Origin of the sequence: Thermobacillus composti KWC4 (genome assembly GCF_000227705.2) — a bacterium.
GTDB lineage: Bacteria > Bacillota > Bacilli > Paenibacillales > Paenibacillaceae > Thermobacillus > Thermobacillus xylanilyticus.
The window spans coordinates 3,517,129-3,531,014 of sequence record NC_019897.1; the positions used below are offsets into that span (position 1 = coordinate 3,517,129).

Here is a 13,886-nt window from a genome sequence, read left to right on the forward strand (position 1 = left end):
TTCGTTTACTTTTACTGCATGATAATGTATATTGATTTTGTAACGTTACAAAAATGAAATTGCTTCGGCATCCGTTTGCCGCTGAAAGGGTTTGTCTTGATGGCCAAAAAGAAAATTGTCATGCAGGATATCGCAGACCGTCTCAATCTGTCCAAAAACTCGGTGTCGCAGGCGCTCTCCGGCAAGGACGGCGTCAGCGAAGAAACCCGGAGAAAAATCATCCAGACCGCCCTCGAGATGGGGTATCGCTATACACCGAAGAAATCGTCGGAAAACAAGCACAAGCAGGTGCGGACGATCGGACTTATCGCGTCCGAGTTCGCTTTCTCGATGAAAAATTTCTTCGGCGAGATCTATCTCGCCATCGAGCGCGAGGCGCAGCGCCACGGGATCAGCCTGCGGATCCAGTCGATCACGCCGGAAGCCCGCGATCAGCTGGTGCTGCCGGCATTCATCGAGCATCAGGACGTGGACGGTCTGCTTATTCTCTCTCATATCAGCACTGATTATGTGAACCACGTGCTCGTCAAGGGCATTCCGACCGTGCTCATTGACCATCATCATCCGCTGATCGAGGCCGACGCCGTCCTGACCAACAACCGTTTCGGCGCATACACGGCAGTCCGGCATCTGCTTGAACTGGGACACCGGAGCATCGGCATTCTCGGCAACATCGACGCCTCGCCGAGCTACCAGGAACGATGGGAAGGCTATCTGCTCGCCATGCGGGAGTACGGCATCGAGCCGCCCCAGGCGCACATGCTGGTCCATGTCACGGAGGAAGGCGGGAAGATCGAAGAAGCACTTCGCGCCGTCCGCGAGAAGCCGAGCGCCTGGTTCTGCATGAACGACGGCTTCGCGTTCTTCGCTTGCTCCGTGTTGCGGAACATGGGGTGCGCCATCCCGGACGACGTCTCCGTCTGCGGTTTCGACAACAGCGATTTCTCGCAGATCGGCGTCCCGAAGATCACGACGATGAACATCGATCTCGACTTGTTTGCGAAGGAAGCGTTCGCCCAATTGTTGCGCCGCATTGAGCGGCCGGATGACGCGTACCGCGAAATTCTGCTGCCGACGCGGCTGGTGAAGCGGGAATCGACAGGGGCGTACGTCGGACAGACCTGACGCGGACGGCTGCGATCAAGGATGCTCCCCTCAAGGCAGACACCTGAAAGAACAATTATCGGGGCTGCTTGAGGGGAGTTTTTTCTATGGGGAGTAAGAAAATGGACTCCGCAATTCGCGGAGTCCAGACTTTTCATGATTGCTATTTTCACTGTCTGCTTGACCGGGAGCGGCTCAACACATGTCCCGAATCGGCCGTTTTCATCTGCGCTCAACTCGGTTCAGCCACTTCGACCCGCTGGACGGCATCGGCCGTCCGACCCCGCTTGACGCGTTTCACAGGGACCGGCGGAAGCTCATTGACGGAGACGACCTTGTCGGTCTTCTTCCCGGGTTTCTTCCAATATTTCTCGCTGCCGGGCAGATCGTCGAACCACGCCGCGTCCGGGGGGCAGTCGAGCACCATGAACTTGCCGTATTCCCCGTCGCGGGACTGGTGGTATTTCAGGTACGCCTTCCCGTTCTCGATGGCCAGAATTTCAATCTTGCCGGACGTATGGCTCATCGACAGGCGCACCCTTTTGCCCAGACCGGATGTTCGCGCTTTCGCTTCTTCCACCAGCCGATACACCCGTTCCAGCGGCAGCACGAAGTCGCTGTTGCCCGCCACCGGCCGGTTGACGAAGAAGTAGTACGGCGTCACGCCCGCCCAGGACAGCTTGTCGAGCAGTTCGGCGAGCACCTCGGCGTTGTCGTTGATTCCCTTCAGAATCGGCGTCTGATTGACGACGATCGCGCCCGCCTGGTGCAGCGCGTCGAACCCCCGCTTCGCCTCGGGCGTAATCTCGCGCGGGTGATTGACATGCGCCATGACATAGATGCGCTTCTCGGGCGTCGAGTGTTCCCGGATCAGTTCGAGCAGATCCGGATCTTCATAGATGCGCATCGGATTGAAGACCGGCAGCTTCGAGCCGAGCCGGATGATCTTCACGTGCGGTATCGAACGCAGCCGTTCGATGATGGCCCTGAGCCGCGGTGTGCCGAGCATGAGGCTGTCGCCGCCCGTCAGCAGCACGTTGTTGATTTCGGGATGCGCCGCGATATAGTCCAGACCCGGCGACACGTCGGTCACCGCTTCCTTCACGTCGTTGCGGAACAGCCGCTTCCGGAAGCAATACCGGCAATATGCGCCGCACACTTCGGAGACGATCAGCAATGCCGTCGTCTTGTATTTGTGCTGGCAGCCGGGCACGACGTAGTTCGTGTCCTCGTCCGACGCGTCCCACCGCCCGTACTCCTTCAGCTCGCCCGTATTCGGGATGACCAGCTTGCGGATCGGATCGTCCGGGTCGTTCCAATCAATCAGATTCAGATAATAATCGTTCACGCGGAAGACGAATTTCTCCGTGATCGGCTTGAGCTGCTCCCGTTCCGCTTCGGGAAGCATCGTGATTTTCGAAATGTCGGTAATGTATCTCACCTTCGCCATTTTACGCCTCTCCTTTCGTTTGCCTCTTCAGGGATTTGTAACAATGGCAATGTTGATATAACCTCCTTCCTCTCCGGATTAGAAACCAGCCGAGCCAATTTAAAAAAATCATTGCGGATAAGGCCTGAAGAAAGAAAAAAGACCCGTGAGGGGTCTGTGGCATAACATGCCGATCATGCACGCCATAAGCTTCGTTCAATTCAGACCCATCTCCCGCTGACGAGGTTAGCTGACGGGCTCGGGTCGATGGTCCCCTACGTCCGGCCGGCGGACGATTCGCCCCAATTGACTGGTTCCCCCGCTTCCCGGACATTGCCACCGGGAATTAAGCGTGTTTTTAGGATAACGGATTTGGCCCGATCTGTCAAAAAACAACGGACCGCCCCGGGACAGAGACGCGCATCCGCACGTCCGCGGACGGGACGGTCAGCCCGCATCCGGGTGCAGCGCGTCGCGCACCTCCTCGATTTGCCCGCGCTGTATGCCCGGCACTTTCCGCGGATGATGGCGGACCGATTCGGTCGAATACAGGACGACGCGCATCGTGCCGCGGGCGGCGTACGCCCGGATCAGCACCGGCTGATTGAGCGTGTTGCGGAAAGCGAAATCCGGCCCGTACCAGCTCACCGTCGCGTCCCGGCCGGGCGGCACATAGGCGACATGGCGGCTGTGGGCATACCGCTCAACGATCTCGAGTCCCGCGTTGTCCACCGCGTTGAACAGCGTCGACGACACCTGGCAGATGCCGCCGCCCACCCCTTCGGACAATTCGCCGCGCACGATGACGGGCGCCTGCCGGTAGCCCCGCTCCACCGTCCGCTTGCCAATCGTCCGGTTGAAGGAGAACGTCTCCCCGGGAAAGACGACCGTGCTGTCGAGCGCCGCGGAAGCCAGCTCGATGTTGTGGGACCGGTTCCGGTTCCTCGGGTTGTAATAGGTGACGTATCGGCCGATCACTTTCTCGTTCAGCCCGGCGAGCAATGCGCTGTCGACCTTCGCCGGCACCTGCCGCGCGGGCGGCTCCATGTCCGCCTCTCCGCTTCCGTAGAAATACGCGTAGAACTGCGACTCGAACGCTTCCCTGTCCAGCTTGCGCCCCGGCTGCTCCGGCCGAATCGTTCCGTTCGCGGCGAATTTCGCGTTGCGCGCCGGAACGTCCACTTTCGCCGCCAGACCGTCCGCCAACCGGTCGAGCCTGGCGGGATCGACAAAACCGGTGCCGGGCAGCGCGAACTCGCCGCGATGGATCCGGATCGTCTCGCCGGGAAGCCGGATCGTCAGCGCGCCGTCCGCCCCGTCCGGCAAGTCCGGCGAGAGGAGCGCGATCAGACCGGCCAGCATCATCCATTTCAACAGCACACACCTCCTGCATGACCGGATGCCGGCATTCCGGCTTATTCTGACCCGTGCCGGTATCCTTCATGCATGGCGCGGATTATTCCCTGCCGCCGGCGTTCAGCAGCGTCTCGACCGGCACATACGGCAAGCCGACCGCCTTCGCGACCGCTTCGTTGGTTACGGCCCCGCAGGCGGTGTTTATGCCGCGGGCGAGCGCCGGGTCGGACGCGGCCGCCTGCCGGATGCCGGGACCCGCGATCTTCATCGCGTAGGGCAGCGTGACGTTCTCAAGCGCCATCGTCGAGGTGCGCGGCACCGCGCCCGGCATGTTGGCGACGGCGTAATGCACGACCCCGTGCTTTACATAGGTGGGATTGTCGTGCGTCGTCACGCGGTCGATCGTCTCGATCGATCCGCCCTGATCGACGGCCACGTCGACGATGACCGACCCCGGCTGCATCCGTTTCACCATCGCCTCGCTGACGAGCTTCGGCGCCTTCGCGCCGGGGATGAGCACGGCTCCGATGAGCAGATCGGCCCGCTCGACGGCCCGCTCCAGCTCGACCGGATGCGACATGATCGTCGTCACCTGGCCCTCGAACAGATCGTCCAGCTCGCGAAGCCGGCGCGGGTTAATGTCCAGGATGGTGACGCGCGCCCCCGAGCCGAGCGCACGCTTCGCCGCATTCGTGCCGACGATGCCGCCGCCGATGATGACGACTTCGGCGGGCGCCACGCCCGGCACGCCGCCGAGCAGGATGCCCTTGCCGCCGTGCGTCTTCTCCAACAGCTGCGCCCCGATCTGCACCGCCATCCGCCCCGCCACCTCGCTCATCGGCTGCAGCAGCGGAAGCGACCCGTCGGGCAGCTGCACGGTCTCGAGCGCGACGCCCCACACTTTGCGCTCGACCAGCCGCCGGGTCAGTTCCGGCAGCGGCGCCAGATGCAGATAAGCGAACAGAATCAGATCCGGGCGCAGAAAATCGTACTCCTCCGGTACCGGCTCCTTCACTTTCATCACCATGTCGGCCGCGCCCCACACGTCTTCCGCCGAATCCGCAATCCGCGCTCCCGCGGCCTTGTACGCGTCGTCGGCGAACCCGCTGCCGCCGCCCGCCGACCGCTCGACGATGACTTCGTGTCCCAGGCGCGTCAAGGCACTGACGCCCGCGGGCGTAAGCGCCACCCGGTTTTCGTTGTTCTTGACTTCCTTCGGCACGCCGATCCGCATCCGCCGAGCCTCCTTCCCGTCCTTACAGCCCGTTGTCCGCGGCCGCATCACGCTCCGCGTTCACTGTCAGCATATTCGGACGTCCGCCGTGTTGTCCGCATGCAGCGGCATCCAACTCTAGCATGCCCCGGGCATGCGCCGGTCATGAAGCGCGGATGCAGCCGGCGCATCGAACCGAAGCTGCGGAACGAACGAAAGAAGCCTTCGCGCTTTCATGAGCGCGAAGGCTTCCTTTGTTGCATCAGTTTTGTCGAACCGGGGCCGGCCCCGTGCTGGCGCGCACGATGAGCTCGGCGGGCATCTTGCGGTAGCGCGGCACCTGCCGCCCTTCCAGCATGTCGATCAGCGTGGCGGCCGCAATGTAGCCCATCTGGTATTTGTCCTGATTGACCGTCGTCAGGGCGGGCGTGCAATATTGCGCTGCGACGATGTTGTCGAAGCCGATGATGGAGATGTCCTCCGGCACCCGCTTGCCCAGCGCGCGGATCGCCTGCAGCGCCCCGAGCGCCATCAGGTCACTCGCGCAGAAGATCGCCGTCAACTCCGGGCACGACGTCAGCAGCCGGTAAGCCGCATCTTTGCCGCCGTCTTCGCTGAACCCGCCGTCTTCGACGTACCGATCCGCGAACGGGATGCCGTGCCGCCCAAGCGCCTGCCTGTAGCCGTCGAGCCGCTGGATGCTGACGGCCGCCTGGGCATGCCCGTTGATCATGCCGATATGGCGGTGGCCGCGTTCGATCAGATGCGTGACCGCCTCCATCGCGCCCTGCACGTTGTCGGTCATCACATAGCCGATGTTCTTCTTCCGCTCAATCGGGATATCGATCAGCACGCAGGGAATGGAGGCGTGCAGCATTTCTTCCAGATACGGATCATCCAGCCGCATGCCCATCATGATGACGCCGTCGACTCCTCGCTCCTTGCACAGCGCCTTGTAGGATTTCTGGCGCTGCTTCTGCGGCGTGGTGTTGAACAGCACCAGGTCATATTCGAGTTCGGCGGCGCGGTCGTTCATGCCGCAGAGCATCTCGAACACGATGTTGTCTTTCACGCTGTTGCGGGTCAAGGCGGAGAGCAGCAGTCCGAGCGTGCGGCTCCGCTTCGAGACAAGGGTTCTCGCGGCGATGTTGGGGCTGTATCCGAGCTGATCCGCGACTTCCTGTATGCGCCGCCTCGTCTCCGGATTGACGTCGTCATGGCCGTTGAGCGCACGGGATACCGTCGTCACGCTGACGCCGGCCTGGCGCGCGACATCCTTGATCGTCGTCACGAGAATTTGTCCCCTTCCGAAACGTTTCGTACTTTTCAACTCTATTTTAATGGAATTCCAATAGATTCTCAACCGCCCGAAAATATTTGTTTGTCCCCTATTGCAAACGTTTACGTCACAGAATATAATGACAGGTATCCGAAACGTTTCGGATAATTGGCGGGAGTCTGGAGAGGATTTCAAGTTGAAACATCGCGTAATTAAAGAGAACGACCTGTTTTTCCTGACGGACGAGAGCGGCGACATCCCGCCGGGCTCTACAGACGGCTGCGGATTGTACACGCAGGATACGCGGTTTCTGAGCCGGCTTGAACTGAGCATCAACGGCGTGAAGCCGATTCTCCTCGAGTCCTCGGCCGAGACGAACTGTCAGGCCGTGTTCAGGCTGACGAATCCGCATATGGAAGAGGAAGGTCAGGTCAAGCTGTGGCGGGAAACGGTGGAAATCATGCGGCACCGTTTCATCCAGGACGGCGTTTTGTACGAATCGATCGCTTATACGAACTACGGTCCGAAAACGGTCGGTTTCGAGACGTCGATCACCGTTGACGCGGACTTCGCCGACATGTTCACCGTACGCGGCATCAAGGCCGGAATGATCGGCTCCGTGACGGGCAAGAGCGTCGATGCGGACCGTATCGCCATCCGCTACGCCGGCGCCGACGGCATCGCGCGGGAGACGCGCATCGCCTGGAACATCCCGGCCGACCGGGTGTCGCCCGACGGAACGGTAACGTTTGCGCTCGAGCTGAAGCCCCGCGAGGTTCGCACGATCGAACTGACCGTGACGCCCGTCATTGCGGACAAGGCGCCGCAGGCGAAACCGCGCGAGGAAGCGCTGCGGCTGCTGGACGCGTCTTACCGCCGCTGGGAGCAGGGGTCCACATCGGTCGACAGCGACCTGGAGATTTTCAACAAGCTGTACCACCGCGGCATGCGCGATCTGCGGATGCTGCTCACGGATCTCGGCCACGGGCCGTTCCCTGTCGCCGGCCTGCCGTGGTACGCGGTGCCGTTCGGCCGCGACAGTCTGATCGCCGCGCTGCAGATGCTGCCGGCCAACCCCGAAGTCGCGCTCGGCACGCTGCGGACCATGGCGGTCTATCAGGGGAGCAAGGTTGATCCGTGGCGGGACGAAACGCCGGGCAAAATTATGCATGAAATCCGTTACGGCGAGCTGGCGAACACGAATCAGATTCCGTTCACGCCCTACTATGGTTCGGTGGATTCGACACCGTTGTTCGTCGTTCTGGCCATCGAATATTACCGCTGGACCGGCGACTTGGGCGCCATCCGCGAGTTGATGCCGGCGCTTGAACGGGCGCTGGAATGGATCGACCAAAGCGGCGATCTGGACGGCGACGGCTTCGTCGAATACCACTCCGTCTCATCGGGCGGCATCGCGAACCAGGGATGGAAAGATTCCGGCGACTCGATCGTTCACGCATCCGGCGATTTCGCCGAGACGCCGATCGCCCTCGCGGAAGTGCAGGGCTACGTTTACCTTGCGAAGACGGGTATGGCGGAGATTTTCCGCAAGCTGGGCCGCAACGCCGAAGCGGAAGCGCTGGAACGGGCCGCGGCGGACATGAAGCGCCGGTTCGAGCAGTCGTTCTGGATGGCGGATGAGTCCTTCTACGCGATCGCCCTTGACCGGGAAAAACGGCAGGTGCAATCGGTGACGTCGAACCCGGGCCATCTGCTGATGACGGGGCTGCCGGACGAGAACCGCGCGGAACTCGTCGCCCGCCGGCTCACGGCGGAAGACATGTTCAGCGGCTACGGCATCCGCACGATGAGCGAGAAGTCCACCGGGTACAACCCGATGAGCTATCACAACGGCAGCGTATGGCCGCACGACAACTCGCTGTGCCTGATCGGCATGAGCCGCATGGGATTCATCGAGCAGGCGCTCAAGGTGACCCGGGGGCTCATGCGGGCGGCCGAACATTTCGAATACGCCCGGCTGCCGGAATTGTTCTGCGGCTACGAGGATACGCTCGGACGCCCGGTACCGTATCCGGTCGCCTGCTCGCCGCAGGCGTGGGCGGCGGGCACGCCGCTGATCTTCCTGCAAGTATTCCTGGGACTCGATCCCGATGTGCCGGATGGCATCATCCGACTCAGGCCGGCCTTGCCGGAGGGCATGAATCGGCTGAGCGTGCGCCAGCTTCGCGTCGGCTCCGGAACCCTGTCGCTGACGGTCACGCGGCGGGAAGGAAACGCGGTGCCGGAAGTCGAGGTCGAACACAATTCGACCGGCTGCGAGCTGCGCGTGCTTCATGCAATACATCAAGATGTTCAAAATTAAAAGGGAGGTTCTGCAGTATGAAAAGAAAAGGATTCACCATCCTGGCCGTCATGCTGTCCCTGATGCTGATCATCGCGGGCTGCGGCGGCAAATCGAACGACTCGTCGTCAACCGGCAGCAATTCGACAAACAACAGTTCGAATTCCGGCAACGCGTCCGAAGGATCCGGCGGCTCGGATTCCGCGGAGCAAGTGGAACTCACGCTCAACGGCTGGGGGGCCTCGCCTGAAGAGGAAGAGCTGCTGCAGCAGACGCTTGACGAGTTCATGAAGAAGTACCCGAACATCAAGGTGAAATACGAAGTCATCGCCGAGCAATACATGGATGTCATCAAGACGCGGCTGATCGGCGGCCAGGCTGGCGACGTGTTCTACCTCGACTCGGTCGAAGCGGAAGCGCTGATGGAGCAGAACGTGCTTGAACCGCTGAACGGATACGTCACGGACGAGTTCGACATCGCCGATTTCGAAGAACCGCTGCTCAACGCGTTCAAAGGAGCGGACGGCAACTACTACGGCTTCCCGAAAGACTTCTCGACGCTGGCGCTCTTCTACAACAAGAAACATTTCGAAGAGGCCGGCCTGTCCGGTCCGCCGACCACCTGGGAAGAGCTCATCGAATACTCGAAGCAGCTCACGAAGGACGGCCGCTACGGTCTGGGCGTTGCGCCGGAGCTGGCGCGGCAAATGTTCATGATCAAGGCGTACGGCGGCGAAGTCGTCGACGCGGAAGGCAAAGCCGCCTTCGCTTCGCCGGAAGGTCTGAAAGGCCTGCAGCTGGTCATCGACCAGCACCTGGTTGACAAGACGTCGGCTCAACCGACCGAAGTCGGCGCAGGCTGGGGCGGCGAAATGTTCGGCCAGGAGAAAGTCTCGATGGTGCTCGAAGGCAACTGGGCGATCCCGTACCTGGACAACAACTTCCCGGATCTGGAGTACGGCACCGCGGAAGTGCCGACCGTGAACGGCCAGAAAGGCACGATGGCATTCACCGTCGCATACGTCATGAACAAGCAGTCGAAACATAAAGAAGAAGCCTGGAAGCTGATCGAGTTCCTGACCGGCAAGGAAGGCATGGAGATCTGGACGAGCAAAGGCTTCGCGCTGCCGACGCGGAAATCGGTCGCAGCCAAACTCGGCTACGACAAGGACGAATACCGCAGTGCGCTGGTCGCAGGCGCGGCTTATGCAACGCCGTGGCAAGCCGGCAAGTACGGCCCGGTCATCATGAACAACTTCAACAACCAGTTCGTCAGCGCGTACCTCGGCGAGCAATCGCTTGAAGACGCGATGAAGAAGGCGCAGGATACATCGAACAAGGAAATCGATGCAATGCAATAATCCGCGCTGGCAGGCGGGGGCGGCATGTCCGCCCCCTTTCCGGCTGGCATGAGCGCACTCGTCGCTGCATCCCCCCGCGGCGGACGAATGCGCTCTTGCCTGTCGGAAACCGCAAGTCCCGATGCGAAGGAGGAACCGCGAATGAACAGGCGCAAGCTCAGAGAGGCAGCCGCCGGCTATCTGTTCCTGCTGCCGACGCTGCTCGTCATCGGCACGTTCCTGCTGGCGCCGATCGTGTATGCGCTATTCTTGTCGTTTCACAAAGTGCAGCTGCTGGGCGGCATCTCGTACCGCTTCATTGATTTTGACAACTATGTGCGGCTGGGGGCGGACGACCGTGTATGGATCGCCCTGTACAACACGTTCGAGTACGCGATCATCGTTGTGCCGCTCCAGACGGCGCTGGCCATCCTGCTTGCCGCCGTTCTGAACTCGAAGCTGAGGGGCAGGAACGCGTTCCGCATCCTCTATTTTCTCCCGACGGTCACTTCCTCCGCGGTGCTCACGCTGATCTTCATGTGGATCTTCAAAACCGACGGTCTGCTGAACGACCTGCTCGGCGTCTTCGGCATTCAGCCCTTCAACTGGCTCGGCGATCCGAAGGTGGCGCTCAAGGGCATCATGCTGATGAACGTCTGGTCCACCGCACCGTATTTCATGGTGATCTATCTGGCCGCTCTGCAGGACATCCCGGATTCGCTCTATGAGGCGGCCGAGATCGACGGCGCAAGAACGCTGCGGAAGTTCTGGAGCATCACGCTGCCGCTGCTGAAGCCGGTCACGTTCTTCGTCGTCACGATGGGCATCATCGGCACGTTCCAGCTGTTCGACCAGGCGTACATCTTCTCGAACGGTTCCGGCGGACCGAACAACTCCACGCTGACCGTGGTGCTGCTCATCTACCAATACGCGTTCAAGAATCTCGACATGGGCTACGCCGCGGCGCTGGCGGTCATGCTCGCCGCCGTCATCATGCTGGTTACCGTCATCCAGCGCCGGATCTTCGGCGAAGAGAAGCTGAACTGAAGGAGGGAACCGCCGGATGTGGGACAAAAAAGGGGTCCGGGTCTCGCTGCGCACCGTCCAATATGCGATCCTGATCGCATACGCCGTCATCACGTTCATTCCATTCCTCTGGGGGTTGTCCGCCTCGTTCAAAACGCTGGGTGAAATCTCGTCGGGGGAACCGAATTTCATTCCGAAGACGTTCACGCTCGACAACTACAAACAGATTTTCGTTGATGAGCCGCTGTTCCCCCGCTGGTTCGGCAACAGCACCTTGGTCGCCGTTATCGTCATGGGGCTGAACCTGCTGTTCAACTCGATGGCGGGCTACGCGCTGGCGCGGTTCAATTTCCCCGGCAACAAGTTGATGTTCTTCGGCATTCTGGCCGTGCTCATGATTCCGGGGCAGCTCACCCTCATACCGAGCTATCTGATTCTGAACGAATTCGGCTGGCTGAACAGTTATCAAGGGCTGATCGTGCCCGGCGCGGTGAACGCGACGTTCATCTTCATGATGCGCCAGTTCTTCCTCAGCTTCCCGAAGGATCTGGAGGAAGCGTCGGAGATCGACGGGCTCAGCCGGTTCGGCACGTTCTTCCGCATCGCGCTTCCGCTGGCGGGACCGGCGCTGGCGGCGCAGGCGGTGTTCATTTTCATGGGCGCATGGAACGACTTCCTGCGGCCGCTCGTCATCATGTCGGAGAAAGCGATGTTCACCCTGCCGCTCGGCCTCAACACGTTCAAGGGGCAATATTTCAGCTTCTGGAACCTGATTATGGCCGCGTCGATGGTGTTCACGCTCCCGGCGCTCATCCTGTTCATTTTCTTCAACCGGTTCTTCGTCAAGGGGATTACGTTCACGGGCGGAAAATAATATGTTCAGGCGGTCATAAAAAAACCATCCCCCATGCTTCGGCATGGGGGATGTTAGCTTGGGGCCCGTCATTTCACAAAGATGCGGTATTCCCACGGATCAAGTTCGACCGCAAGCCTGTCTCCGATTTCGATTTCGTCTTCCTGCGGAAACGAACGGTAAGTTCCCGCGGACATGGCGGTCCGGACCGATCCCTGCACGCTGCCGTCCGACAGATTCATGACAACGAGCACCGTGTTGTCTTCCTTCGTCCGCGCAAAAGCCAGGATGTTCGGATCGTCCGCCTCGAGCGCCTGAAACGCGCCGCCCGCCGCGCCGTTCCGGAGCGCGGGGTTGTCGTGTTTCAGACGGATCAGGTCCCGGTAGAACGACTGCAAGGAAAGATCGTCCCACGGGATCTCGTCTTTTTCGAAAAATTGCAGACGTTTGTTCAACCCGGCCTCCTGGCCGGAATAAATGAGCGGCATGCCGGGCACGGTGAAGGTCAGGGCCGCCATCGCCTTGACCGCGCCGCCCAGCCGCTCGTATTCCGTTCCCGTCCATGAGTTCTCGTCGTGGTTCGATGTGAAATGGAGCGGGAACGTTCCGGCGGGATACTTCTTTTCCAGCCGTTTCGCATACAGCGCAACCTGTTCGGGCTTTCGCTGCCCTCTGGCCAACCCGTTCATCAGATGGTACAGTTCCCAGCCGTAATTCGCGTCGAACGCCCGCCGGAGAAGCGAAATCTGGGCGTCGTCCTCCGCCAGCATGAAGACCGGCTTGATCGTCTCCAGCTCCGCGCGCGCAGTCTCCCAGAAATCCGTCGGCACACCGCCGGCGTAGTCCGCCCGGAAGCCGTCGACATCAAATTCCTCGACCCAGTACTTCATGGCGTCAATCATGGCCGCCCGCATGTCCGGGTTGCCGTAATTCAGATCCGCCACGTCCTGCCAGTTGGTGCCGGGCGGATGGACGATCCGGCCGCTGTCGTCCGTGGTGTACCAGTCGGTGTTGTCGATCCACGGGTTGTCCCAGCCGGTATGATTGGCCACCCAGTCCAGAATCACCTTGAAGCCCATGTCATGGGCTTTGTTTACCAGCTCCCGGAAATCCTCCGCCGTGCCGAATTCCGGATTGACCGCCTTGTAGTTCCGGACGGCGTAATAGGAACCGAGCGTTCCGAGCCGGTTCTTCTCGGAGATGGGATGGATCGGCATGAACCACAAGATGTCGACCCCCATCTCCTTCAGACGCGGCAGATGATCCGCAAACGCCCGGAACGTTCCCTCTTTCGTGTATTGCCGGATATTCACTTCGTACATGACGGCGCTCTCGGCCCAGTCCGGCATTTGCCGGGCGTCCGGCTCCGCCGCGGTGTCACGCGTTTGATTCACGGTCTCGTCCTCCTTGACCTGCCGGGCATCGCCGCAGGCGGCCAGCGCTGCCATGAGCAGGGCCAGCAGCAGCACCGCAGGACGTTTGGCCCGCGCCATTTTTCCGGGTTTGTCTCCCATTCCGCATCTCCTCACGATTCGTTCTCCGCCATATGCACCGTCACCGCGACGCTTTCGGCCGGCCGCGGAAGCACGACCGTCAATTCGCCCGCAGGCGGGTCATAATACCACGCGTTGCGCCGGCCGTCCAGCGCTTCCGCCGTCTCCGCCCGGTCGAATCCTTCCGGCATGCGGGGGACGAAGGGAAGGTGCAGGAGCCGCAGGCGCCATGCCGAGCAGCGTGCCGACGACCGCGGCCGTCGTCCCCATGTCCGGCTCGTCCTCCGCCGCGGCTTCAGCGAACAGTTTGATCCGGATCACGCCTTCCAGCGCCGGACGGACGGCGAGCAGGCCGTGCTCCGCGATGATGGTGACGCCGTGCGCTTCCCGCTTGCATTGCTGCGCTCGTCCGAGCGAACGCGTAAATTCCGGGCCCGCATCCTCCCTCGGCCTGTCGGGCGTGATCGCCTCGCTGGTCAACATCAGTTGGC

At 61.1% G+C, this 13,886-nt stretch carries 11 protein-coding genes and 1 riboswitch; of the genes, 5 read left to right on the forward strand and 6 right to left on the reverse strand.

Going from position 1 to position 13,886, the window contains the following annotated elements; all coding sequences use genetic code 11:
* Positions 1-99: 99 nt before the first annotated feature.
* Positions 100-1,125 carry a LacI family DNA-binding transcriptional regulator gene (locus tag THECO_RS16145; RefSeq protein WP_015256102.1) on the forward strand — a complete coding sequence of 342 codons (1,026 nt, stop codon included), beginning with the start codon at positions 100-102 and terminating at the stop codon, positions 1,123-1,125.
* Between the two features lie 211 nt (positions 1,126-1,336).
* On the opposite strand, the gene THECO_RS16150 is transcribed toward THECO_RS16145, so the two are convergent.
* The 4 genes from THECO_RS16150 to THECO_RS16165 all read right to left on the reverse strand — a co-directional run bounded on the left by THECO_RS16150 (position 1,337) and on the right by THECO_RS16165 (position 6,393).
* Entirely contained in the window at positions 1,337-2,554 is a 1,218-nt protein-coding gene (locus tag THECO_RS16150; protein WP_015256103.1) for a KamA family radical SAM protein, read from the reverse strand.
* Positions 2,555-2,752: 198 nt separating this feature from the next.
* Positions 2,753-2,896: riboswitch (cyclic di-AMP (ydaO/yuaA leader) on the reverse strand.
* A gap of 84 nt (positions 2,897-2,980) precedes the next feature.
* Entirely contained in the window at positions 2,981-3,907 is a 927-nt protein-coding gene (locus THECO_RS16155; RefSeq protein ID WP_015256104.1) for a VanW family protein, read from the reverse strand.
* Between the two features lie 82 nt (positions 3,908-3,989).
* Entirely contained in the window at positions 3,990-5,123 is a 1,134-nt protein-coding gene (gene ald, locus THECO_RS16160; RefSeq protein ID WP_015256105.1) for an alanine dehydrogenase, read from the reverse strand.
* 241 nt (positions 5,124-5,364) lie between these two features.
* The gene (locus tag THECO_RS16165; protein ID WP_015256106.1) at positions 5,365-6,393 is read right to left on the reverse strand and encodes a LacI family DNA-binding transcriptional regulator; all 1,029 of its coding nucleotides are present in this window, start codon (positions 6,391-6,393) and stop codon (positions 5,365-5,367) included.
* Positions 6,394-6,577: 184 nt separating this feature from the next.
* Between THECO_RS16165 and THECO_RS16170 the strand changes: the two genes are divergently transcribed.
* The 4 genes from THECO_RS16170 to THECO_RS16185 all read left to right on the forward strand — a co-directional run bounded on the left by THECO_RS16170 (position 6,578) and on the right by THECO_RS16185 (position 11,923).
* Positions 6,578-8,704 carry an amylo-alpha-1,6-glucosidase gene (locus THECO_RS16170; protein ID WP_015256107.1) on the forward strand — a complete coding sequence of 709 codons (2,127 nt, stop codon included), beginning with the start codon at positions 6,578-6,580 and terminating at the stop codon, positions 8,702-8,704.
* Positions 8,705-8,721: 17 nt separating this feature from the next.
* On the forward strand, positions 8,722-10,044 hold the full coding sequence (locus THECO_RS16175) for an ABC transporter substrate-binding protein (RefSeq protein ID WP_015256108.1): 1,323 nt from the start codon (positions 8,722-8,724) through the stop codon (positions 10,042-10,044).
* A 141-nt stretch (positions 10,045-10,185) separates the two neighbouring features.
* Positions 10,186-11,070: a carbohydrate ABC transporter permease gene (locus THECO_RS16180; RefSeq protein WP_015256109.1), complete on the forward strand. Its 885-nt coding sequence runs from the start codon at positions 10,186-10,188 to the stop codon at positions 11,068-11,070.
* A 16-nt stretch (positions 11,071-11,086) separates the two neighbouring features.
* Positions 11,087-11,923 carry a carbohydrate ABC transporter permease gene (locus THECO_RS16185; protein WP_015256110.1) on the forward strand — a complete coding sequence of 279 codons (837 nt, stop codon included), beginning with the start codon at positions 11,087-11,089 and terminating at the stop codon, positions 11,921-11,923.
* Between the two features lie 68 nt (positions 11,924-11,991).
* Here THECO_RS16185 and THECO_RS16190 read toward each other — a convergent pair whose 3' ends face one another.
* Together THECO_RS16190 and THECO_RS16195 are read right to left on the reverse strand one after the other, a co-directional pair.
* Entirely contained in the window at positions 11,992-13,416 is a 1,425-nt protein-coding gene (locus tag THECO_RS16190) for an alpha-amylase family glycosyl hydrolase (protein ID WP_015256111.1), read from the reverse strand.
* 99 nt (positions 13,417-13,515) lie between these two features.
* Positions 13,516-13,878, reverse strand: a complete 363-nt coding sequence (locus THECO_RS16195) for a hypothetical protein (RefSeq protein WP_015256112.1) — start codon at positions 13,876-13,878, stop codon at positions 13,516-13,518.
* Positions 13,879-13,886 lie beyond the last annotated feature (8 nt).

Bases quoted from the DNA above. Each gene is read 5' to 3' on its own strand.
- THECO_RS16145 (WP_015256102.1), top strand. From the start codon at position 100: ATGGCCAAAAAGAAAATTGTCATGCAGGATATCGCAGACCGTCTCAAT.
- THECO_RS16150 (WP_015256103.1), bottom strand. From the start codon at position 2,554: ATGGCGAAGGTGAGATACATTACCGACATTTCGAAAATCACGATGCTT.
- ald (WP_015256105.1), bottom strand. From the start codon at position 5,123: ATGCGGATCGGCGTGCCGAAGGAAGTCAAGAACAACGAAAACCGGGTG.
- THECO_RS16175 (WP_015256108.1), top strand. From the start codon at position 8,722: ATGAAAAGAAAAGGATTCACCATCCTGGCCGTCATGCTGTCCCTGATG.
- THECO_RS16180 (WP_015256109.1), top strand. From the start codon at position 10,186: ATGAACAGGCGCAAGCTCAGAGAGGCAGCCGCCGGCTATCTGTTCCTG.
- THECO_RS16185 (WP_015256110.1), top strand. From the start codon at position 11,087: ATGTGGGACAAAAAAGGGGTCCGGGTCTCGCTGCGCACCGTCCAATAT.
- THECO_RS16190 (WP_015256111.1), bottom strand. From the start codon at position 13,416: ATGGGAGACAAACCCGGAAAAATGGCGCGGGCCAAACGTCCTGCGGTG.
- THECO_RS16195 (WP_015256112.1), bottom strand. From the start codon at position 13,878: ATGTTGACCAGCGAGGCGATCACGCCCGACAGGCCGAGGGAGGATGCG.